The organism is Algorimicrobium bowmanii (assembly GCF_054031195.1).
Genome location: NZ_CM132929.1, coordinates 830,725 through 853,567 on the forward strand (window position 1 = coordinate 830,725; position 22,843 = coordinate 853,567).

Genomic DNA, 22,843 nt, shown 5'->3' on the forward strand with positions numbered 1-22,843 from the left:
GCTTGATTGTAATTGTACCGTAAATGCATAGTTGGTTATAGCCAATAATATTTTTTTGAATGTTGAAACAAATAAACTTAAATATTTCCGATCGTTTTAATAGCGAATTACCTGCCGACCCAATTCTTGAAAATACAAGAAGACAGGTAAGTGGAGCCTGCTATTCTTTTGTTAAGCCTAAAACAACTGCATTACCAGAATTATTACATGTATCTCCGGATATGCTCAAAAATATTGGATTGTCGGAAGTTGATGCGGCTTCTAACTCGTTTTTAAATGTATTTACAGGAAACGAAATTTTAAATAATACCAATCCTTATGCTATGTGTTATGGCGGACATCAGTTTGGACATTGGGCAGGGCAGCTAGGTGACGGACGTGCTATTAATTTATGTGAAATAGAACATAATAAGCAACATTTAGCCATACAGCTAAAAGGAGCGGGTGAAACTCCATATTCAAGAACTGCTGATGGGTTAGCTGTTTTAAGATCATCTATTCGAGAGTATTTATGTAGTGAAGCTATGCATTATTTAGGAGTGCCTACAACTCGGGCATTGTCGTTAGCCTTAACAGGTGATATGGTTTTACGAGATAAACTGTATGATGGGAACTCAGCTTACGAGAAAGGCGCTGTTGTATCTCGAATTGCTCCCACTTTTTTACGATTTGGTAATTATGAAATACTAGCAGCTCGACAGGATTACAAAACTTTAAAAACCTTAGTTGATTATACCATCAAACATCATTTTCCGCATATAAAAGGAGACTCTAAAGATGCATATATTCAGTTTTTTTCAGCAGTATCTCAGCAAACTCTAGAAATGATTATTCATTGGCAACGTGTTGGATTTGTACATGGTGTTATGAATACTGATAATATGTCTATTTTAGGTTTAACCATAGATTATGGACCATACGGATGGTTAGAAGATTTTGATTTTGGTTGGACTCCCAATACAACCGATAGTCAGCATAAGCGTTACCGATATGGAAAACAACCTAATATGGGATTATGGAATTTGTATCAATTAGCGAATGCTCTCTATCCACTTATAGAAGAAGCTGAACCTCTAGAAGCCGTTTTAGAAGCGTATAAAAAAGATTTCGATAAGCAATCATTAACGATGATGCGAGAAAAGCTAGGGCTTACTATTCCTGACGAACAAGATAAATTGCTTATTCAGAATTTAGAAGATAATTTAGAAGCATCCGAAACGGATATGACAATTTTTTTTAGATGTCTTTCTAATTTCAATCAAGATAAGTCGAGTAAAGGTTTACAGGTATTTGCAAAAGCCTTTTATAATTCCGATGCTCTTACAGGAACCGTAAAGGAGAATTGGATTAATTGGTTTGAGCTTTATGCTGCTCGGTTAAGCAAAGAAGTATCTAACCCAATAGATCGAAAAATAGCTATGGATGCCGTTAACCCAAAATACGTATTGCGAAATTATATGGCACAATTAGCTATCGAAACAGCGGAAGCTGGCGATTATCAATTAATTGATGAGTTGTTTCATTTATTAAAAGCGCCTTATGATGAACAGCCGGAACATGAAAAATGGTTTGCAAAAAGACCTGATTGGGCACGTCATAAAGTAGGATGTTCTATGTTGTCGTGTAGTTCTTAATTAATTTAATATCAAAAAATTTAAACTAGTAAATAATGAATAGTTATAAAAAAGCATATATAGCAGGTGGATGTTTTTGGGGTATGGAAGATTTATTCCGTACTCAAAAAGGCATAATCGATACTGAAGTTGGTTATATAGGAGGTGTAAATGATAATCCCACATATAAAAATCATCCCGGTCATGCCGAAGGAATTGAACTTACCTACGACCCGATTCAGACATCATTTAAACATATTTTAGATTATTTTTTCAGAATTCATAATCCCACAACAGTTGATAGACAAGGAAATGATATTGGGTCGAGCTATAGGTCGGCCATATTTTTTCAGAATGACATTGAGAAAAAAGAAGCTGAAGAGATTATTAATATTGTAAATGAGTCTAAAAAATGGGAGGCTGAAGTAGCTACTACTTTAGAACCGTATTCTAAATTTTGGGCAGCTGAACCAGAGCATCAAGACTATCTCTTAAAAAAACCTGATGGCTATACTTGCCATTTTGAGCGTTTTAGTGATAGTTTTATCTAACTAAATAGACTGCCTATTATACAATTAGCTTGTTCTATTAAAAGCTAAAATGATAATAAGCGGTTATAGTTCATTTTAATTCTTTTAGCGTTAATAAAAAGGTATTGGTTAAAATACATTTGTTAACGTGTATAGGAGTTAGAGATTTTAGAATAATTGCGCTTTAAGACTCTATTCGGTATTCTTATTTTTTTAAGATATCGGTAACATCGCTGTCTAACTTTATATATCAAACAAACTTATTACAAATGAAAAGTACTAAACTTAATATTACTAATGAAGAAGGGCATCAATTGCAGGCGTATTTAGAGTTACCTGCAAATCAAAAACCCAATCATTATGCCGTTTTTGCACATTGTTTTACGTGTACTAGTACTTTAAGTGCTGTTAAAAATATTAGTCGAGCTTTAACCAATTATGGGTTTGCTGTAGTGCGTTTCGATTTTACAGGGTTAGGAAAAAGTGAAGGTGAGTTTTCAAATAGTCACTTCTCAGCTAATGTTTCAGATCTATTGTCTGTAAATACTTTTTTAACGGAAAACTATAAAGCACCTAGTTTATTGGTGGGCCATTCATTGGGGGGAGCAGCAGTTATTACAGCAGCGTCCCAATTAGATAATATAAAAGCGGTTGCTACAATTGGAGCGCCGGCAACTATTGGGCATGTTACTAAATTGTTTTCTCACGGATTAGAAGATATTGATAAAAAAGGAGCTGTAGAAGTAAATATTGGCGGCAGACCTTTTAAAATAAATAAAGCGTTTGTGGATGATTTTAGTAAAACGGATTTACCCGAGATTACTAAAAATTTACGTAAGCCTATACTAATAATGCACGCGCCTTTTGATAGTGTTGTAGGTATTGAAAATGCTGAAAACTTATATAAAAACGCACACCATCCAAAAAGTTTTATCAGTTTAGATGGGGCAGACCATTTGCTTACTAATTCCAAAGATAGTCTGTATGTAGGGAATATAATTGGAAATTGGGTACAACGCTATTTTGAGCAGGAACCCCATGATATGTTAGATACAGAAGGTGAACAGCTTGTTGCGCATTTAAATTTGCTTGAAGATAATTTTACAACCAGTATTCAAACAAAAAAGCATGCATTTGTTGCAGATGAACCGGAATCCATAGGAGGCGATGATTTTGGGCCATCTCCTTACGATTTTTTAAGTGCTGGTTTGGCAGCCTGTACAGTGATGACTCTTAAGTTGTACGCCCAGCGTAAAAAATGGGATTTGCAGGAAGTTTTTGCTTATATTACCTATTCTAAGAAACATAGCACCGATTTAATGTTAGATATAGAAAAGCATAAGCGCATCGATTTTTTACAAAAACGATTAAAACTAGTTGGTAATTTAACAGATACTCAAAAAGAGCGTTTAAAAGAAATAGCTTCTAAATGTCCAGTGCATAAAACCTTGCAAAATACTGTAATTATAGAAACGGAACTTGTATAAATGACTATAAGAGACCAATTTGAATTCACTAGAAATAGATTTTTAGAAATCTGTAAACCACTTAAAAAGGAAGATTATTCCGTGCAACCTGCTGTTTATGTTTCTCCTCCAAAGTGGCATTTAGCACATACAACATGGTTTTTTGAACAATTTGTACTAGCTAAGTTTGTTACTAATTATCAAGAGTTTGATAGTGATTTTGCATATCTTTTTAATAGCTATTACAATAATGCAGGAAAGCGAGTCTTACGACCTAATAGAGGCTTGATGACTCGACCAACTGTGGATGAGGTCTACAGTTACCGTGCTTATGTAGATGATAAAATGCGAATGTTTCTTGATAATAATCCTTCGCAAGAGGCTTTAGATATTGTTGAATTGGGTATTAACCACGAACAGCAACATCAAGAATTATTTTATTACGATATTACTTATATTTTAGGTAATCAGCCAACATTTCCTTCAATTGAGAACACCTTAAAATTCAAGCCATTATCAACAGAATCTAAATTTGTTAGTATTTCTGAAGGACTATATGAAATTGGTCATGAAGATGATAGTTTTTGTTATGATAATGAGCTAGGGAAACATCAAGTTTTTCTTCAGGATTTTGAAATTTCTGATCAATTGGTTAGTAAAGGGGAGTTTTTGGAGTTTATCAAAGCAGGTGGTTACCAGGATTTTAATTTATGGCACGCAGAAGGCTGGGATTTTATTCAAAATAATAATATAAAGGCTCCATTGTATTGGCATGAAGTAGATGGTGCTTGGCATCAGTATTCGTTAGATGGGTTTTTGCCAATTAACGAAAATATGCCGGTTACACATATTAGTTTTTATGAAGCATTTGCATTTGCAGAATGGAAAAAAATGCGTTTACCTACAGAGTTTGAATGGGAAGTAGCTTCAAAAAAAATAAAATTCGGCCAATTATGGGAGTGGACAAATAGTGCTTATTTGCCCTACCCAAACTTTAGTAAGGCGCCAGGAGCTCTTGGGGAATATAATGGCAAATTTATGATTAATCAAATGGTGCTTCGTGGCGCTTCAGTTGCCACGGTAGAAAACCATAGTAGAAATACCTATAGAAATTTTTTCCATCCTTCTATGAGATGGCAATTTTCAGGAATAAGACTTGTAAAATAATATGAACGAAACGTTTGCAAATGACCTTATTACAGGTCTAACAGCCGAGAATAAATATTTGTCATCCAAATATCTCTATGATGATAATGGAAGTCGCATTTTTCAAGAAATTATGAATATGCCTGACTATTATTTAACAGATTCAGAGTTTGAGATTTTATCGCTTCAGGCTAAACAAATAGTAGAAGCTTTGGCTTTTAATCAACCTTTTAATATTATCGAGCTTGGCGCTGGAGATGGACTTAAAACGTTTAAATTATTAGAATATCTGGTTAATGAAAAAATAGCTTTTAATTACGTCCCTATTGATATTTCAGAAGAAGCAATTAATATGCTTTCTGATAAATTAAAATCCCGCCTACCAAATTTATCTATAAAACCTCAAGTAGGTGATTATTTTCAAATCCTTACAGGAATGGCTGAATCAGATACACCTAACTTATTGCTCTTTTTAGGTAGTAATATTGGGAATTACTTGAAAGATGATGCTGTCAATTTATTAAAACTGTTTAATAAGGTAATGAACACGGGTGATAAACTGTTAATAGGTTTGGATCTCAAGAAGAACCCGCTGACCATAAAAAAAGCTTATGATGATGCTGGAGGTATTACTAAGCGCTTTAATATTAATCTTTTAATACGAATGAATCGGGAGTTTGAAGCCGATTTTAAAATTGATGATTTCGACTTTTACTGCTACTATAATCCAGATACGGGGCGTGTAAAAAGTTATTTGGTTAGTTTAAAAGAACAGGCCGTTTTCTTTAAAAAACTAAATAAAACCATTAATTTCAATCAAAATGAATTAATTTGGACGGAATTATCTAAAAAGTATAGCCTAACGGAAATTGAGAAGCTAGCTAGTATTTCTGGCTTCCAAACTAAAGCGCATTTTTTAGATTGTAAACACTATTTTACGGATAGCCTTTGGGTTAAGTAAACTCAAAAATATAGGCTAATCTCATATTAAAACGGATATTATTGATTAGATGACTACTTTTAATAAACTAGGCTTATTAAGCCTTATTCTTATAACTTTTTTGGGTTGTGCTACCTTCAAAACACAATATGCAGAACCTTACACAGAACCCGTAGCGGTTTCAAAAAATATAGCACATAGTTTTTATCTGATTGGTGATGCAGGAAATTCTCCGATTGGAGAAAAAACACCAGCTTTACAACTTTTTGAGGCAACTTTAAATACTGCCGATGAAAACAGCTCTGCCTTTTTTTTAGGCGACAATATTTATCCAAAAGGTTTACCGGAACCAGACACTGATGGTTATGAATTTGCAAAACATCAATTAGATGTTCAGATAGACGCAGTTAAAAATTTTAAGGGTAAAACTATTTTTTTGCCAGGTAATCATGATTGGTATTCTAATGGTTTAAAGGGGTTAGAACGCCAAGAAGATTATATAGATGATGCTCTTGGAAAAAATTCTTTCCTTCCAGAACACGGTTGCCCAATTGAACACGAGTCTATTACCGATGATATTGATTTAATTTTCGTTGATGCGAAATGGTATATGGCTAATTGGGACAAGCATCCAACTATTAATGACGACTGTGAAATAAAAACACGTGAAGCTTTTTTAGATGAGTTTGAAAGTCGTATAAAAAAAGCACGAGGAAAAACAACCATTGTAGCCATGCATCATCCTATTTTCACCAATGGTCCGCATGGAGGACAATATAGTTTTAACGATCATATGAAGCCTGTTCCTGTTCTTGGAACTCTTAAGAATATATTACGTAAAACTACAGGTATTAGCCCTGAAGATATTCAAAACAAACGTTATAACGAATTTAGAAAACGCATTGTAACTATAGCGCAAGAAAACGATCGGGTTATATTTGTTTCAGGTCACGATCATAATTTACAATACCTAGTTCAAGATAATTTAGTGCAAATTATAAGCGGTTCTGGATCTAAGTCTACAGCTACAAAAAACACAGGTAGTGGTTTGTTTTCATCAAGCGAGCCTGGTTTTGCACGTTTAGACCTTTATGAGGATGGTTCTTCAAATGTACAATTTATTGCTGCTGAGTCTAAAGCTGTTTTATTTTCTAAAACGGTTTATGAAAAACCTTCACAAGCTTCCTTTATTTATGATGAAAATGTGCCGGAAACAGTTAAAGCATCAATTTATACTACGGAAGAAACTAATAAAAGTGCCTTTTATAATTTTTTATGGGGAAAACGTTTTTCAGAATATTATAGTAAGCCAATAGCTGTTAAAACAGTTATGTTAGATACACTTTTTGGTGGACTAACTCCTGTAAGAAAAGGTGGTGGTACGCAATCCAATTCTTTACGATTAGCCGACAGTACAGGGCGTGAGTATGTTATGCGAGGCCTTCGTAAAAATGCATTAAATTATATACAAGCTTTTGCTTTTAAAGATCAATATGTAGAAGGGCAGTTTAATAATACGGCAGCTGAAGATTTAATATTTCATGTGTTTTCAGGGTCTTATCCATATGCACCTTTTGTAACAGGGACTTTATCGGATGCTGTGGGCGTATTGCATACAAATCCTGTTTTGTATTATGTACCACATCAGAAAACAATTGAACCGTATAATGACACATATGGAGACGAACTTTATATGATAGAGGAGCATGCGGGTGATGATCATGGCTATCAAAAGAGTTTTGCTTATTCTGATGAACTAATTGGAACCGATGATATGTTTGCTGAAATTCGTTCGGATGAGGATATCATAATTGATGAAACAGCTTATGTGCGCGCTCGATTGTTTGATATGCTTATAGGTGATTGGGATAGGCATCATGATCAATGGCGTTGGGCAACGACCGAGAAAGATGGTAAAACGGTATATGTTCCCGTACCAAGAGATCGTGATCAGGCATTTTCAAATATGAATGATGGCTTGTTATTGGGAATAGGATCTCGCTTAATTCCTTCGGCCCGTTTGTTGCAAGGTTATGATGATGAATTAAAAAGCCCTAAATGGTTTAATCTAGAACCATACCCATTAGATATGGCTTTAATTTTACAAGCCGATAAGTCGGTTTGGGATGCGCAGGTAGCTATTATTACTAGCCAATTAACAGATGAGGTAATTGATGCTGCTTTTCAGAATATACCTGTAGAAATGCAAGGTGAAACGGTAGAAGATATCAAAAGTAAATTACAAGCAAGGCGCGGAAATCTTCAAGATATTTCAGATACGTATTATGCTTACATTAATAAATTAGGTGTTGTAAAAGGTACCGATAAAGATGATTATTTTGATATTGAACGATTGCCTAATGGAAAAACTAAAGTTACAGTTTATCGTATAAAAGGGGATGAAAAAAGTGATGTGTTCCATGAGCGTCTTTATGATAAATCGGAAACTAAAGAATTATGGATTTATGCATTAGATGATGATGATGTACTTCATGTTCATGGTGAAGGTGATCATTATATAACATTACGTTTGGTAGGTGGACAAAATAATGATGTTTACCATATTGAAAATGGCGTAAAAACACACTTTTACGATTATAAATCTAAAGAGAATACCTTTAAAACGTCTAAGGGTAAAAAGCATTTAACTAACGATTATAATATAAACACTTATAATTATCTAAAAATAAAAAATAATGCGAATCAAGTTATTCCTATTGTTGGTTATAACCCAGATGACGGTGTTAAGTTAGGTGTGAAAAACACCTATACGGTATACGGATTTAATCGAAACCCGTTTAGTGCACAACACAATCTGTCGGCAGCGTATTATTTTGCAACTAACGGATTTGATTTATCTTACAAAGGTGAATTTGCAAATGTTATGGGACCTTTAAACTTAGGTGTTGATCTTATTTTTACAAGCCCTAATTATAGTGTTAATTTCTTCGGTTATGGTAACGAAACTATTAACCCCAATGTAGAAAATGATAATCTTTATAATAGAGATTATAACCGTGTGAAATTACGAACATTTAGATTTGCACCATCATTAATTTATAAAGGTTATCTAGAAGGTGTTTTTAAATTAGGTTTGGCTTATGAATCCATTGAGGTGGAAGAAACAGTGGGGCGTTTTATAAATAATTATTATTTGTCTAGTTTAATAGAGAATAGCAATTCCTTTTTTGGTGCATTTGCTTCTTATCATTTTGAAAATAGAAATAATAAAGCTTACCCATCTATTGGATTTGAAACGAACTTAAAAGTAGGTTTTCGTACCAATTTAGATGAATCTAAGAGTATGGGTTACATTATGCCAGATGTTAGTTTTGATTATAAATTAGAGCCTAGCGGAAAGCTTGTTTTGGCAACAAAACTAAAAGGGCATTTAACGTTGGGTGATGATTACGAATTTTATCAAGCAGCATCAATTGGTGCTAGCGATGGACTTAGAGGGTATAGAAATCAACGATTTACTGGTAAAAATTCATTTTATCAACTAACAGATTTGCGTTATATGTTTCAGAAGTTAAAAACAGGAGTTTTACCAATCAATTTCGGTGTGTATACAGGTGTAGATTATGGTCGTGTTTGGCTTCAGGATGATCCATCAAAAAAATGGCATAACTCCTATGGTGGTGGTTTATTAATCATGGCAGCAGAAGTTTTTACCGGAAATGTATCTTTATTTAATAGTGATGATGGTTTACGATTTGCCTTTTCTTTGGGATTAAATTTTTAAATTTGCTGACTCCTTAAAAAAATAAACCCCCTAATAATACGTCGAAAAATATTATCTATGAATACAGCTAATAGTCTATTACAAATATTACAGCTAAAGCATTTGAAAGAGTCGCATTTTGAAGGGCTTAGTGAAACGGTTGGTAGTCCTAATGTTTTTGGAGGTCAGGTATTGGCACAAGCGTTAAATGCTGCTTATAGAACAATAGATAATAAACGTGTTTTACACTCATTACATGCTTATTTTTTAGAGGCTGGACATTTAGACTATCCTATTATCTATGAAGTTAATAGGATGCGTGATGGCGGAAGTTTTTCAGTACGACGCGTAACGGCGATACAAAATAATAGAACTATTTTTATTTTATCGGCGTCGTTTCATAAAGAAGAAACAGGGCATGCACATCAAATTTCAATGAAACCAGATGTTAAGCAGCCAGAGGGGTTGTTGAGTTGGACTGATATTTTACAGCAGTATGGAAGTGTGTTACCCGCAAAAACAAAGGCATTTTTAGAAATTCCACGTCCTGTTGAATTTAAACCAACTCACATACCGAATCCTATGGAAAAAAAGGATTTACCTCCATTTACTGATATCTGGTTTAAACTAAAAGGAGAAATTGGAGATTTAGAATTAGCCATTAAACAGCAAATTTTAACCTATATTTCAGACTATAATATTCTTTCTGTTGCTCTACAGCCACACGCAAGTAAAGCACATTGGGGTAATTTACAAACAGCAAGTTTGGATCATTCTATGTGGTTTTTTAGGGAATTCGACCTAAATGATTGGCTTTTGTTTTCACTTGAAACACCAAGTACGGGAAATGCTCGTGGTTTTGCAAAAGGAAATATTTTTACAAGAGATGGTGTGTTAATTGCATCCGTAGCTCAAGAAGGTCTTATGCGTCCTATTTTATAAGTTTATTTTAGAGGTAACTTGTAAAGATTTCCGCCTTCATTTTTAGAATATTCGTCGGTTATAAATAGTACGTTATTACTTTCGTAGACACCTTCTTTTTGCGTTTTATGATCAAAAGGAATAGCTTTTATAATGCCATCAAAAAAAGCATCTCCTTTGTATTGGGATATTTCCCATACTTTATCATGATTTAAAAGGTAAAGTCTCTTACCGTCAGAACTAATAGCGGCAGACGTAATTTTATTATCTTTTCCTTTTAAGTCATATTTTGCTATAAGCTCTGCTTCGTGAATGCCTACGCGGTTCGGTATTTTAAGGGTTTTAAACTTTTTAGACTCTTTACTAAATACATAAAAATGATTCTTGTAAAGTATAAAAGCTTCAAAATCTTCAGGATTTATGTCTTTTGGAAGGGTAAACCGAATATATTCAGCTTGTGTGTTTTGCATTCCTTTTTGAGGGTTTTTAATTTTTAAAATAGAAAACTCAGTCTCGTCTGCATCGTTATTTCCAAAATCACCAATATATAGGTTTCCAAAACTGTCCGATGTTAAATCTTCCCAGTCTCTATTTTTAGCATTGTTAATTGTAATATCCGCTTGTATGCTCCCCGTATCATCCAATCCGTAAAGATGATTGTTGTTTCCTGCATCCTGAATAACCCAAAATAAGTCCGATGTGGTTGTTTTTTCAATAGCAGAAATTTCAGGCAAGCTACTAGGTAAATTAGCCATTACTGGTGGTGATCCTGTTTGGCAAGCTATAAAAACAGCGCCGATAAAAATGAGGCTAATTATAATTTTCAAAGTCAGTATATTTTAGCCTAAATTTACGAACATAATGTGAAACAAAAAAACGACTATTCTTATGGTTAAAACCCGAGTATATGGGCATCGTGGAGCTAAAGGTTACATCGCAGAAAACACCTTGGAATCCATTGAGAAAGCAATGGCATTTCAGGTTTATGGTATTGAAATAGATGTACATGTTTGTGCTTCAGGTGAATTAGTTGTTTTTCATGATTTTACTTTAGATAGAATGACCGATGGTTCTGGTGAAGTGAGTAAACAAACCCTCAAAGAATTACAAGACCTTACCGTTAACGGTGGATATAAAATACCAACTTTAGAATCCGTTTTAAATTTAATAGATAAAAAATGTGTTTTAAATATTGAGTTGAAAGGAAAAGATACGGCATTAAAAACCTGCCAGGTAATTGATAATTACGTCGTTAATCATGGTTGGGAATGTGCTGATTTTATTGTTTCTAGTTTCCAACATACTGCTTTGGAAACTGTATTTCAAACATCTAAAAATATTCCTCTAGCTGTATTAACAAAAGCTAGTGTTTCCGAGGCTATCGATTTTGCGAAAACCATAAATGCTAAAATAATTCACCCTAACTTTGCATTGTTAACCGCTGATAATGTTTCACTAGCCCAAAGTCTCGGCTATGAGGTGAATACGTGGACTGTTAATGATACAGATACCATTTTACGAATGAAAAATTATAAGGTGAATGGTATAATTTCAGATGTTCCTGATAAAATATGATACAACAAGATATACTAATTATAGGAGGTGGTGCAGCAGGTTTCTTTGCCGCAATAAATATAGCAGAGCAAAACCCTGAACTCTCAATAACCATTTTAGAGAAAGCAAAAGAAGGCTTGCAGAAAGTTAAGATTTCTGGCGGTGGGCGCTGTAATGTAACCCATGCGGAATTTATGCCTTCCGAACTTACTCAAAATTACCCTCGTGGTGAAAAGGAATTATTAGGTCCGTTTCATCAGTTTATGACGGGCGATACGATTGCTTGGTTTGAAGAACGAGGCGTGGAATTAAAAATTGAAGACGATGGACGTATGTTTCCTGTTTCCAACTCCTCACAAACAATAATAGATTGTTTTCTTAATGAAACGAAAAAACATAATATCAATATTAGATATAGTCAGAATGTAACTAATATTGAGGTTCAGGAATCTTCTTATGGTTTTAATGTTTCAACTAAAGACAACAATTATCAGTCGCATAAATTATTAATCGCAACAGGTAGTAGTGTGAAGTTTTGGAAACTTTTAGAGCGTATAGGTCATAAAGTTGTGAGGCCAGTACCATCCTTATTTACTTTCGATATAAAAGACTCACGTATTCAGGATATTCCTGGAGTAGTAGCTACAGATGTTAGTATTTCAGTTTTAGGAACGGATTTATATTCCGAAGGGCCTTTGCTAATTACTCATGTTGGGATGAGTGCCCCAGCTATTTTAAAATTGTCTGCTTTTGGCGCTTTAGAACTTGCTAAACAAGACTATAATTTTCAGGTTGAAATAAATTTTATCAAGCAACCATTAGAAAATGCCCTCCAAGCATTAAAGACGTTTAAGCAAGATTTTGCTAAAAAATCGGTATATAAGTCTGCACAGTTAGATTTACCAAAACGTTTATGGCAAAAATTGGTGTTAGCATCAAATATAACAGAAACAGAAAGGTGGGCGGATTTGAATAAGCATCAATTAGAAAGTTTAGCGAGTCAACTAACAGCGGCTGTTTTTCATGTTACAGGAAAAAGCACGTTTAAAGATGAATTTGTTACAGCAGGAGGTGTTGATTTGAAAGAGGTTAATTTTAAAACTTTTGAGAGTCGCCTTCATCAAAATCTTTATTTTGCAGGAGAGGTCTTAAATATAGATGCTGTTACAGGAGGGTTTAACTTTCAAAATGCCTGGACAAGTGGCTATATTGCTTCAAAATCTATAGCTTTTTAATCCTTGTCTATGCAAAAATACATAGCACTTTTAAAAGGGATAAATGTCGGCGGGCATAAAAAAATCCCCATGGCAGAATTACGACACGTTTTATCAGAGGTAGGGTTTGAAAATGTTTCAACTTATATACAAAGTGGTAATGTTATTTTTGATTGTTCCGAGAGTATAACAGCAGAAATAGAACAGCGAATAAAAACAGCTATTCTTAATCAATTTGGATTCGAAGTATTGGTTTTAGTTAAAACACATCTTGAATTACAACAAATTATTGAGGCTTGTCCGTTTTCAGAAACGGAGATGAAAACAGCATATTTTGTCATGTTGCATGATACACCTGCTTTGAATTTAGTAGCTGAAGCTTCAGAAAAAACGTATGAAGAAGAAACATATCATATTATAAATAACTGTATCTATTTTTATGCTGAAAAGGGTTTTGGGCGTGTTAAATTCAATGTAAAGTTCTTTGAGGGTAAATTAAAAACATTTGCAACAGCTAGAAATTATAACACTATGCTAAAGTTATTATCTTTGTCACTATAAAATGAGTCTATGACAGAACAACACTTTATTCCAGAAAACCTTTCAGAAACACGATCAAGCGGCCAAGTTGCCTGGGAGTCTCCTAGTAATATTGCTTTAATTAAATATTGGGGAAAGCGTAAAAATCAAATTCCTGAAAATCCATCTATAAGTTTTACATTAAGTAATTGTAAAACGGTAACAACACTTTCATATAAGCCTAAAGCAGATTTTGATACATTTTCTTTTGATGTTTTCTTAGACGGCAAAAAGGAAGAAGCATTTAAGCCTAAAATTCAAACATTTTTCGAGCGTATTGTTACCTATGTGCCATTTCTAAAGGCTTATCATTTTACTATTGAGACTAAAAATACATTTCCGCATAGCTCGGGAATTGCATCTTCTGCTTCTGGTATGAGTGCTTTGGCTTTATGTTTAATGAGCATAGAAAAAGTTCTGTCTGATAACCCTAATTTTGATGAGGTGTATTTTAATCAAAAGGCTTCATTTTTGGCTAGGTTAGGCTCTGGTTCGGCCTGCCGAAGTATTGAAGGTAATTTGATTGTTTGGGGAGAAAATAAAGTAATACCTGGTAGTAGTAACTTATTTGGAACTAAATATACCTTTCCAGTTCATGATATTTTTACAGATTACCAAGACACAATTTTACTTATTGATAAAGGGCAAAAACAAGTAAGTAGTACGGTTGGGCATAATTTAATGCATGGGCACCCATTTGCTGAGAACCGTTTTAGTCAAGCACATGATAACCTGGGGAAAATGAAAGCTATTTTAGAGTCGGGTGATTTAGATGCGTTTAATGCTTTGGTTGAAAGTGAAGCCCTTACACTTCATGCTATGATGATGACTAGCATGCCGTATTTTATATTAATGAAACCTAATACGCTTAAAGTTATTAATGCTATTTGGGAGTTTCGCTTAAAAACAGGTTTACCTATTAGTTTTACTTTAGATGCAGGGGCTAATGTACACGTATTATATCCTAAACGTGATGCCGCTCCAATTTTAAACTTTATTAATTCCGAGCTAGTTGCCTATTGTGAGAATAAACAATTTATTTGCGACCAAATAGGTTTCGGTGCTAACCAATTATAATTTTATTGTGTATATTTGTTAAACAGTTACTGTTAACCAAATACTTATAACTGATTGTTACTTTATGAAAGGACCGCTTTTTTACTCAAAAATTTTACTCTTTGGAGAGTATGGAATTATCAAAGACTCCAAAGGTTTATCTATACCATATAATTTTTATAATGGGGCTTTAAAGGTGGCTGAAAATCCAACGGATTCTTCTATAAAATCTAACAATAGTCTAAAACGTTTTGCTGATTATTTAGAAAAAATAGATTCTGAATTGGTAACTTTTGATATTGCTAAATTAAAAGCAGATGTAGCATCAGGAATGTATTTTGATTCTTCAATACCTCAAGGGTATGGTGTAGGAAGTAGTGGTGCATTGGTAGCAGCATTATATGATCAGTATGCGGAAAATAAAATTACGGTTTTAGAAAATTTAACGCGTGAAAAATTAATTCAATTGAAGCAAATTTTCGCTGAAATGGAATCGTTTTTTCATGGAAAATCTTCAGGTTTAGATCCATTAAACAGTTATTTAAGTATTCCAATTCTTATCAATTCAAAAGATAATATTGAGGCTACTGGTATTCCATCTCAAACAACAGATGGTAAAGGTGCAGTATTTTTATTGGACAGTGGTGTCGTTGGCGAAACAGCACCGATGGTTCGTATTTTTATGGAAAATATGAAACAAGAAGGTTTCCGAAATATGTTAAAAGATCAATTTATAAAACATACAGATGCCTGTGTTGATGATTTTCTAAAAGGAGATGTTAAGTCACTTTTTAAAAATACCAAACAACTATCTAAAGTGGTTTTAAATCATTTTAAACCAATGATTCCTATGCAGTTTCATGAGTTATGGCAAAAAGGGATTGAAACCAATGAGTACTACTTAAAATTATGTGGTTCTGGTGGTGGAGGTTATATCTTAGGTTTTACTGAAGATTTAGATAAAGCAAAACAATCACTTTCTGATTATAAATTAGAAGTCGTTTACAACTTCTAAAAAAAAATAATCATGTTTTCCCGCAGGCAAAAACATATTTTACTAAAATTTTTTAGTCTGTTCTCTGTTGTAAGAGGTTACAATATTCTTATCATTATTCTTGCTCAGTATTTAACTGCTGTATATATATTAGCGCACGATAAGCCGCTACATGATGTTGTTTTCGATTTAAATTTATTTATGCTTGTTTTAGCTTCTTCAGCTACAATTGCCGGTGGTTATATTATAAATAACTTTTACGATTCGGAAAAAGATTTAATAAACAGACCACATAAATCGCAATTAGATAGGTTAGTAAGTCAGAATACAAAACTTTCTTTTTATTTTGTTTTAAACATATTAGCCGTTGTTATGGCTAGTTACGTTTCCTTTCGAGCAGTTTTGTTCTTTTCACTTTATATTTTTGGTATTTGGTTTTATTCTCACAAGCTTAAAAAATTGCCTATTATTGGTAATCTAACATCGGCAATTTTAACCATCACGCCGTTTTTTGCTATATTTATTTATTACGGGAATTTCGAGCCGGTAATTTTTGTTCATGCTTCCTTTCTGTTTTTAATTATTTCCATTCGAGAGCTTACAAAAGATCTAGAAAATTTGAAGGGTGATTTGGTTCAGAATTATCACACAATCCCAGTCGTTTATGGTGAAAAAGCAAGTAAAATTGTTCTAACCTTTTTATGTGTTTTAACGCTAGTACCTGGTTATTTACTTCTGTTTAAATTTGAAGTAGGTTATATGGATTTATTCTTTTATACCTGTTTAGTTTTATTAATTGTGTTTCTTCTACTGCTTTGGCTCTCTAAAACTAAGCCGCATTATATTATTCTTCATAATATTTTAAAGTTTATACTGCTAACCGGAGTGTTTAGTATTCTTTTAATTGATGTCAATTTAGTGCTATCTAGAATTTTTTAACCCTTTGATAAATTTGGGGTTACCAATCTTATCTAAAACTAATTAATTATAATTGACAACTAATGTATTACCTTTGCCTAAAATTTAGTAAACATGAGCAGACAGCAAGGAAAGGGCGGAAAAAATAAATCCGCAGGAAGAGGCCCTCAAGAACAAAGAGGAAATGGAACAGGACGAGGGGCAAATAAAACCAAAAATGCAGGTGCGAATCACGGAAATACAGCCACAAAAAAGAGCGATTCTAATGAGATGCGTTTAAATAAATATATAGCTAATTCTGGAATTTGCTCGCGTCGTGAAGCTGATGAGCATATAGCAATAGGTTTGGTAACCGTTAACGGTAAAGTTGTTACCGAAATGGGGTATAAAGTTAAACTTGAAGATGATGTTCGTTACGATGGTAGACGTATAAACCCGGAAAAAAAGGCCTATGTATTACTTAATAAGCCTAAAGGTTTTGCTACAACTACTAGCGAAGGTAAAGGGCGTACAGTTATGGATTTAGTAGCTAATGCCACCGATTCTCGTATTAAGCCAATTGGACGTTTAGGAAGAAACTCTACAGGTTTAATATTATTCACTAATGATGATGATGTTGTTAAAAAGTTCACGAACTCTAAGAATGGCGTTGCACGCCTGTTTCAAGTAGAATTAGATAAGAACCTGAAGTTTGAAGACTTAAAAAGTATTCAGGAAGGATTAAAAATTGAAGGTAAACTTATCTCTGTTGAAGAGATAAGCTATATTGAAGGTCAGAGCAAAAATCAAGTTGGATTGAAAATTAAGAATACAGGGAACACTGTTATTCGTACAATTTTTGAGCATTTAAATTACGATTTGATTAAAATTGACTGTGTGGCAATCGGACATCTAACTAAGAAAGATATTCCTAGAGGACACTGGAAACATTTAACAATTCAAGAAATAAATACGCTTAAGATGCTGTAATACAGTGTTTTATTTTATTTAAAAAAAAATAAAAAAAAAGCCCGAAAATTTAAAAAAATGTATTTCATTTGCAGCGCTTTTAGCTGAACAAATTGAAAACTGTTTTTATTTTCGGGCTTTTGACTATCAGGAAGTCATTTTCAAGAGCTGCTTACAGATTAAGTAACCGAATTTTAGAGCTAACTTCCGTAAGAATTACTTTTTTAAGCCAACATCTGTTTGGCTTTATTCCTACAACCCGTTTACAAATTCAAGTTTGAATGTGTAGTTTATAACACTGTAATATTTCTGAATATCCTATTCAGTATTTCGCTATAAACTTTAAACATTCAAAAATAAATGAACACAAAATATATTGACTTAATAAGTCAAACGTTTGATTTTCCACAAAAAGAATTTAAGCTGGAAAATAAAACCCTAGAATTTCATGACGTAAATCTTATGGAATTGGTGGAGCAATATGGAACACCATTAAAATTCACCTATTTACCACAAATATCTAACAACATTCAACGTGCCCAAAAATGGTTTGCAAAAGCTATTAAAAATAATGACTATAAAGGGTCTTATAACTATTGTTATTGTACTAAAAGTTCGCATTTTAAACATGTATTAGATGAGGCGCTTAGCAATAATATTCATATTGAAACATCATCAGCTTTTGATATAGATATTGTTGAAAATCTAAAAGCTGAAGGAAAAATTACTAACGATACATATGTAATTAGTAATGGTTTTAAACGTGCCCAATATGTAACTAATATAGCTAGACTAATCAATAATGGGCAAAAAAACTGTATCCCAATTATAGATAACTACGAGGAAATAGATTTGCTATCCAAAGAAGTAAACGATACATACAATATTGGTATAAGAATCGCTTCCGAAGAGGAACCGAAATTCGAATTTTATACCTCTCGTTTAGGAATAGGCTATAAGAATATCGTGCCTTTTTATAAAAACCAAATTCAAAACAATAATAAAGTTAAACTTAAAATGTTGCACTTTTTTATTAATACTGGTATACGCGATAATGCCTATTACTGGAATGAATTAGCTAAATGTTTAAAAGTCTATACAAGTTTAAAAAAAATATGTCCATCCTTAGATAGTTTAAATATAGGTGGTGGGTTTCCTATAAAAAACTCGCTAGCCTTTGAGTTTGATTACGAGTATATGATTGATGAAATTATTAATCAAATAAAACTCGCTTGTAATGATGAAGGGGTTGATGTACCTCACATTTTTACAGAATTTGGAAGTTTTACCGTTGGTGAAAGTGGTGGTGCTATTTACGAAGTGTTATATCAAAAGCAACAAAATGATCGCGAAAAATGGAATATGATTAATTCCTCATTTATTACCACGTTACCAGATACTTGGGCTATAAATAAGCGTTTTGTAATGTTACCAATAAATAGATGGCATGATACTTATGAGCGTGTTCTTTTGGGTGGGTTAACCTGCGATAGCGACGATTATTATAACAGTGAGCAGCATATGAATGCTATTTATTTGCCAAAATATAATAAGGATAAACCGCTTTATATTGGGTTTTTTAATACCGGTGCGTATCAAGAGTCTATTGGAGGCTTTGGTGGACTTCAACATTGTTTAATTCCAGCGCCAAAACATATTTTAATATCTAAAGATAGTAATGGTAATACCGTTACCAAATTATTTAGTGAACAACAAAAAAGTGAAGACTTACTTAATATTTTAGGTTATCATGAAAAATAGAACATATGCAGGGATAGCTGAAGTTTATTCCAAATTAGAGAGCTCTAAAGTAGTACTGATTCCTGTGCCTTATGATGGGACTAGTACGTGGCAAAAAGGAGCTGATAAAGGACCTGAAGCATTTTTAAATGCTTCTGAAAACATGGAACTCTATGATATTGAAACAGAATCAGAAGTTTATAAACACGGCGTATTTTTAGCTCCAGCAGTATCTGAAAATACATCGCCTGAAACTATGGTAGATGCGGTTCATGAAGTGACCAAAAAATATATAAAAAGAAACAAGTTTGTTACGGCTTTTGGTGGTGAACACTCCATTTCAATAGGTACAATTAGAGCCTTTAATGAGTGTTTTGATAATTTAACGGTTTTACAATTAGATGCCCATGCCGATTTACGTAAGGAGTATCAAGGCAGTACGTGTAATCATGCTTGTGCGCTTTACGAAGCGAGTCAAACAACTAATTTAATACAGGTTGGTATTCGTAGTATGGATGTTATAGAAACGACAGTTATGGATCGTGATAAAACATATTTTGCCCATGATATGGTTGTTGATGATTCTTGGATGGATTCTGCAGTAAATCAGATGACAGAAAATGTTTTTATTACAATAGATTTGGATGCTTTTGATCCTTCAATATTACCAAGTACAGGAACACCTGAGCCTGGCGGCTTATTGTGGTATGAAACCCTAGAGTTTTTACGACAAGTTTTTAATGAAAAAAATGTGGTAGGATTTGATATAGTTGAACTCTGCCCTAATGAACAAGATCGGTCTTCCGATTTTTTAGCAGCAAAATTATATTATAAGATGTTGAGCTATAAATTTTTAAACACGGAAGAGACAGACAACGATTTTGATTACGATTTTAATAAATCAAAAGATAATACTATTACATATCCTAAATCCAAACAAAATGATGACAACTAAGGGAGCAATATCACAATTCATAGAAACGTATTATTTACATTTTAATGCTGCAGCATTAGTAGATGCAGCCAAAGGGTATGAATTTCAATTAGAAAAAGGTGCAAAAATGCTTGTGTCTCTAGCAGGTGCTATGAGTACTGCTGAAATAGGTAAGATATTCGCAGAAATGATCCGTCAAGATAAAGTTCATATTATATCTTGTACGGGTGCGAATTTAGAAGAAGATATCATGAATTTAGTAGCACATTCGCACTATAAGCGTGTGCCTAATTATCGCGATTTAACACCGCAAGATGAATGGGATCTGCTTGAAAAAGGATTAAATCGTGTAACAGATACTTGTATTCCTGAAGAGGAAGCTTTTCGCAGAATTCAAGAACATATTTTTAAAATATGGCAAGATGCCGAAGCTAAAGGAGAGCGTTATCTGCCACATGAATATATGTACAAACTATTGCTTTCGGGTGTTTTAGAAACCTATTATGAGATAGATATAAAAGATTCATGGATGTATGCTGCTGCAGAAAAAAACTTACCAATTATCTGTCCAGGGTGGGAAGATAGTACAATGGGAAATATTTTTGCTAGCTATGTTATAAAAGGCGAGTTAAAAGCAAATACCATGAAATCGGGCATCGAATACATGACTTTTTTAGCTAATTGGTATACGGAAAACTCAAATAATGGTATAGGTTTTTTCCAAATAGGTGGCGGTATTGCTGGTGATTTTCCTATTTGTGTGGTGCCAATGTTGTATCAGGATATGGAACTTCCTGAAACACCTTTTTGGAGTTATTTCTGCCAGATAAGTGATTCAACTACAAGCTATGGTTCATATTCTGGGGCGGTTCCTAATGAGAAAATTACATGGGGTAAATTAGATATTGATACACCAAAATTTATCATTGAAAGTGATGCGACTATTGTAGCTCCATTAGTATTTGCTTACCTCTTAGATATGTAGTTGTGGCTTCTCAAAAAATAGAAAATATAGAACTTAAGTACCTTTCGGTTGCCGATTATAAAGAGTTAAAATCGGCAACACTTGAGGCTTATGGAGGGGTTTTAAGTTCCTACTGGAAAAAGCAGCACCTTATTAACTTGATTCGTAAATTCCCTGAAGGGCAAGTAGTCATAAAAATTGATGGAGAAATTGCAGGTTGTGCCTTATCCATTATAGTAGATTTTGATACTATTGATGATGAGCATACCTATGAGGATATTATTGCCGGCGATTCATTTAAGAACCATAATATTAATGGTGACGTTTTGTATGGAATAGATGTATTTATAAAACCTGAATATCGTGGACTGCGTTTAGGAAGGCGACTGTACGACTATAGGAAGGAAGTTTGTGAAAACTTAAATTTAAAAGGAATTGTTTTTGGCGGTCGTATGCCCAACTACCATTTGCATAAAAATTTAACACCAAAACAGTATTTTGAAAAAGTTAAACGTAAAGAAATTCATGATCCTGTTTTAAATTTTCAGCTATCTAATGATTTTCATCCTGTACGAATTTTAAAAGGCTATTTGGAGGGAGATACTGCATCAAATGAATATGCTGTGCTGATGGAATGGGATAATATTTACTATCACAAACCAAATAAAAAAGTTAATACCGTCAAAACAGTTGTTCGGTTAGGGCTTATACAATGGCAAATGCGAACCTATGAAAGTTTTGAAGCATTAATTCAGCAAGTTGAGTATTTTATTGATAGTGTAGCGGCTTATCGGTCAGATTTTGCGGTATTGCCAGAATTTTTTAATGCGCCGTTAATGGCTGAGTTTAATCATTTGCATGAACCCGATGCCATACGTGAACTGGCTAGATTTACAGAACAAATAGTTTCTAAATTAAAAGAATTTTCAATTTCATATAACATCAATATTATATCGGGGAGCATGCCGGAACTGGTAGGCGATAAATTGTTAAATGTAGGATATTTATGTCGTAGAGATGGTAGTATAGAGCGTTATGAGAAAATCCATGTAACCCCCGATGAAGCTAAAGTTTGGGGAATGCAAAATGGAAATAAACTGCAAACCTTTGATACCGATTCTGGGAAAATAGGTGTTTTGATTTGTTACGATTCTGAGTTTCCCGAATTGTCACGTTTGTTAGCTGATGAAGGTATGGATATTCTATTTATTCCTTTTTTAACGGATACACAAAACGGTTATTCTCGTGTGCGATTATGCGCTCAAGCAAGAGCTGTAGAAAATGAATGTTATGTGGCTATTTCAGGTAGTGTAGGAAATTTACCTAATGTTAATAATATGGATATTCAGTATGCACAATCGGCCGTTTTTACACCCTGCGATTTTTCATTTCCAAGCAATGGAATTAAGGCAGAAGCAACACCAAATACCGAAATGATCCTTGTAGCTGACGTTGATTTAAGTTTGTTGAGAGAACTTCATGCACATGGAGCGGTTAAAAATCTCAAAGACAGGCGAAAAGATTTTTATAATGTTATCCGAATTAATAACAATAAATAGTAACTTTATTTTTTTAAAGTATAAACATTTGCAATTCCCTAGT

The 22,843-nt window shown here is 33.5% G+C and carries 19 protein-coding genes; 18 read left to right on the forward strand and 1 reads right to left on the reverse strand.

Annotation, left to right across the window (positions count from 1 at the left end; genetic code table 11):
- The first annotated feature begins 59 nt into the window (after positions 1 to 59).
- The 7 genes from ACW5R3_RS03595 (at position 60) to ACW5R3_RS03625 (ending at position 10,361) form a co-directional block, all read left to right on the forward strand.
- Positions 60 to 1,634 carry a protein adenylyltransferase SelO gene (locus ACW5R3_RS03595; protein ID WP_456578261.1) on the forward strand — a complete coding sequence of 525 codons (1,575 nt, stop codon included), beginning with the start codon at positions 60 to 62 and terminating at the stop codon, positions 1,632 to 1,634.
- Positions 1,635 to 1,669: 35 nt separating this feature from the next.
- On the forward strand, positions 1,670 to 2,164 hold the full coding sequence (msrA, locus tag ACW5R3_RS03600) for a peptide-methionine (S)-S-oxide reductase MsrA (protein ID WP_456578262.1): 495 nt from the start codon (positions 1,670 to 1,672) through the stop codon (positions 2,162 to 2,164).
- A 248-nt stretch (positions 2,165 to 2,412) separates the two neighbouring features.
- Complete coding sequence (locus ACW5R3_RS03605) at positions 2,413 to 3,630, forward strand: bifunctional alpha/beta hydrolase/OsmC family protein (protein ID WP_456578263.1); 1,218 nt, start codon at positions 2,413 to 2,415, stop codon at positions 3,628 to 3,630.
- On the forward strand, positions 3,631 to 4,776 hold the full coding sequence (gene egtB, locus ACW5R3_RS03610) for an ergothioneine biosynthesis protein EgtB (RefSeq protein WP_456578264.1): 1,146 nt from the start codon (positions 3,631 to 3,633) through the stop codon (positions 4,774 to 4,776).
- Between the two features lies 1 nt (position 4,777).
- Positions 4,778 to 5,716, forward strand: coding sequence for an L-histidine N(alpha)-methyltransferase (locus tag ACW5R3_RS03615; protein WP_456578265.1), 939 nt, complete (start codon positions 4,778 to 4,780; stop codon positions 5,714 to 5,716).
- Between the two features lie 49 nt (positions 5,717 to 5,765).
- On the forward strand, positions 5,766 to 9,440 hold the full coding sequence (locus ACW5R3_RS03620; protein WP_456578266.1) for a metallophosphoesterase: 3,675 nt from the start codon (positions 5,766 to 5,768) through the stop codon (positions 9,438 to 9,440).
- Between the two features lie 57 nt (positions 9,441 to 9,497).
- Positions 9,498 to 10,361 carry an acyl-CoA thioesterase gene (locus ACW5R3_RS03625; protein WP_456578267.1) on the forward strand — a complete coding sequence of 288 codons (864 nt, stop codon included), beginning with the start codon at positions 9,498 to 9,500 and terminating at the stop codon, positions 10,359 to 10,361.
- Positions 10,362 to 10,363: 2 nt separating this feature from the next.
- Here ACW5R3_RS03625 and ACW5R3_RS03630 read toward each other — a convergent pair whose 3' ends face one another.
- Positions 10,364 to 11,167, reverse strand: a complete 804-nt coding sequence (locus ACW5R3_RS03630) for a hypothetical protein (protein ID WP_456578268.1) — start codon at positions 11,165 to 11,167, stop codon at positions 10,364 to 10,366.
- 61 nt (positions 11,168 to 11,228) lie between these two features.
- Between ACW5R3_RS03630 and ACW5R3_RS03635 the strand changes: the two genes are divergently transcribed.
- The 11 genes from ACW5R3_RS03635 (at position 11,229) to ACW5R3_RS03685 (ending at position 22,800) form a co-directional block, all read left to right on the forward strand.
- Positions 11,229 to 11,915 carry a glycerophosphodiester phosphodiesterase gene (locus tag ACW5R3_RS03635; RefSeq protein WP_456578269.1) on the forward strand — a complete coding sequence of 229 codons (687 nt, stop codon included), beginning with the start codon at positions 11,229 to 11,231 and terminating at the stop codon, positions 11,913 to 11,915.
- Entirely contained in the window at positions 11,912 to 13,129 is a 1,218-nt protein-coding gene (locus ACW5R3_RS03640; RefSeq protein WP_456578270.1) for an NAD(P)/FAD-dependent oxidoreductase, read from the forward strand. Before ACW5R3_RS03635 ends, ACW5R3_RS03640 begins: the two co-directional genes overlap by 4 nt.
- 69 nt (positions 13,130 to 13,198) lie before the next feature.
- Positions 13,199 to 13,669, forward strand: a complete 471-nt coding sequence (locus ACW5R3_RS03645; protein ID WP_456578271.1) for a DUF1697 domain-containing protein — start codon at positions 13,199 to 13,201, stop codon at positions 13,667 to 13,669.
- A 9-nt stretch (positions 13,670 to 13,678) separates the two neighbouring features.
- The gene (locus tag ACW5R3_RS03650; protein WP_456578272.1) at positions 13,679 to 14,764 is read left to right on the forward strand and encodes a diphosphomevalonate/mevalonate 3,5-bisphosphate decarboxylase family protein; all 1,086 of its coding nucleotides are present in this window, start codon (positions 13,679 to 13,681) and stop codon (positions 14,762 to 14,764) included.
- Between the two features lie 64 nt (positions 14,765 to 14,828).
- On the forward strand, positions 14,829 to 15,758 hold the full coding sequence (locus ACW5R3_RS03655) for a mevalonate kinase family protein (RefSeq protein ID WP_456578273.1): 930 nt from the start codon (positions 14,829 to 14,831) through the stop codon (positions 15,756 to 15,758).
- A 12-nt stretch (positions 15,759 to 15,770) separates the two neighbouring features.
- Positions 15,771 to 16,676: a geranylgeranylglycerol-phosphate geranylgeranyltransferase gene (locus tag ACW5R3_RS03660; protein ID WP_456578274.1), complete on the forward strand. Its 906-nt coding sequence runs from the start codon at positions 15,771 to 15,773 to the stop codon at positions 16,674 to 16,676.
- A 93-nt stretch (positions 16,677 to 16,769) separates the two neighbouring features.
- Positions 16,770 to 17,624 carry a pseudouridine synthase gene (locus ACW5R3_RS03665; protein WP_456578275.1) on the forward strand — a complete coding sequence of 285 codons (855 nt, stop codon included), beginning with the start codon at positions 16,770 to 16,772 and terminating at the stop codon, positions 17,622 to 17,624.
- A gap of 339 nt (positions 17,625 to 17,963) precedes the next feature.
- Positions 17,964 to 19,364, forward strand: a complete 1,401-nt coding sequence (locus tag ACW5R3_RS03670; RefSeq protein ID WP_456578276.1) for an arginine decarboxylase — start codon at positions 17,964 to 17,966, stop codon at positions 19,362 to 19,364.
- Complete coding sequence (speB, locus tag ACW5R3_RS03675) at positions 19,354 to 20,298, forward strand: agmatinase (protein ID WP_456578277.1); 945 nt, start codon at positions 19,354 to 19,356, stop codon at positions 20,296 to 20,298. Before ACW5R3_RS03670 ends, speB begins: the two co-directional genes overlap by 11 nt.
- Entirely contained in the window at positions 20,288 to 21,262 is a 975-nt protein-coding gene (locus tag ACW5R3_RS03680) for a deoxyhypusine synthase family protein (RefSeq protein WP_456578850.1), read from the forward strand. The genes speB and ACW5R3_RS03680 overlap by 11 nt, the downstream gene beginning before the upstream one ends.
- A 2-nt stretch (positions 21,263 to 21,264) precedes the next feature.
- Entirely contained in the window at positions 21,265 to 22,800 is a 1,536-nt protein-coding gene (locus tag ACW5R3_RS03685; RefSeq protein ID WP_456578278.1) for a bifunctional GNAT family N-acetyltransferase/carbon-nitrogen hydrolase family protein, read from the forward strand.
- Positions 22,801 to 22,843: the final 43 nt, after the last annotated feature.

Coding starts and splice junctions, on each gene's coding strand:
- ACW5R3_RS03640 (WP_456578270.1), top strand. CDS start 11,912: ATGATACAACAAGATATACTAATTATAGGAGGTGGTGCAGCAGGTTTC.
- ACW5R3_RS03620 (WP_456578266.1), top strand. CDS start 5,766: ATGACTACTTTTAATAAACTAGGCTTATTAAGCCTTATTCTTATAACT.
- ACW5R3_RS03645 (WP_456578271.1), top strand. CDS start 13,199: ATGGCAGAATTACGACACGTTTTATCAGAGGTAGGGTTTGAAAATGTT.
- ACW5R3_RS03615 (WP_456578265.1), top strand. CDS start 4,778: ATGAACGAAACGTTTGCAAATGACCTTATTACAGGTCTAACAGCCGAG.
- egtB (WP_456578264.1), top strand. CDS start 3,631: ATGACTATAAGAGACCAATTTGAATTCACTAGAAATAGATTTTTAGAA.
- ACW5R3_RS03595 (WP_456578261.1), top strand. CDS start 60: ATGTTGAAACAAATAAACTTAAATATTTCCGATCGTTTTAATAGCGAA.
- ACW5R3_RS03650 (WP_456578272.1), top strand. CDS start 13,679: ATGACAGAACAACACTTTATTCCAGAAAACCTTTCAGAAACACGATCA.
- ACW5R3_RS03635 (WP_456578269.1), top strand. CDS start 11,229: ATGGTTAAAACCCGAGTATATGGGCATCGTGGAGCTAAAGGTTACATC.
- ACW5R3_RS03660 (WP_456578274.1), top strand. CDS start 15,771: ATGTTTTCCCGCAGGCAAAAACATATTTTACTAAAATTTTTTAGTCTG.
- ACW5R3_RS03605 (WP_456578263.1), top strand. CDS start 2,413: ATGAAAAGTACTAAACTTAATATTACTAATGAAGAAGGGCATCAATTG.
- ACW5R3_RS03680 (WP_456578850.1), top strand. CDS start 20,288: ATGACAACTAAGGGAGCAATATCACAATTCATAGAAACGTATTATTTA.
- ACW5R3_RS03625 (WP_456578267.1), top strand. CDS start 9,498: ATGAATACAGCTAATAGTCTATTACAAATATTACAGCTAAAGCATTTG.
- ACW5R3_RS03665 (WP_456578275.1), top strand. CDS start 16,770: ATGAGCAGACAGCAAGGAAAGGGCGGAAAAAATAAATCCGCAGGAAGA.
- ACW5R3_RS03670 (WP_456578276.1), top strand. CDS start 17,964: ATGAACACAAAATATATTGACTTAATAAGTCAAACGTTTGATTTTCCA.
- msrA (WP_456578262.1), top strand. CDS start 1,670: ATGAATAGTTATAAAAAAGCATATATAGCAGGTGGATGTTTTTGGGGT.
- speB (WP_456578277.1), top strand. CDS start 19,354: ATGAAAAATAGAACATATGCAGGGATAGCTGAAGTTTATTCCAAATTA.
- ACW5R3_RS03655 (WP_456578273.1), top strand. CDS start 14,829: ATGAAAGGACCGCTTTTTTACTCAAAAATTTTACTCTTTGGAGAGTAT.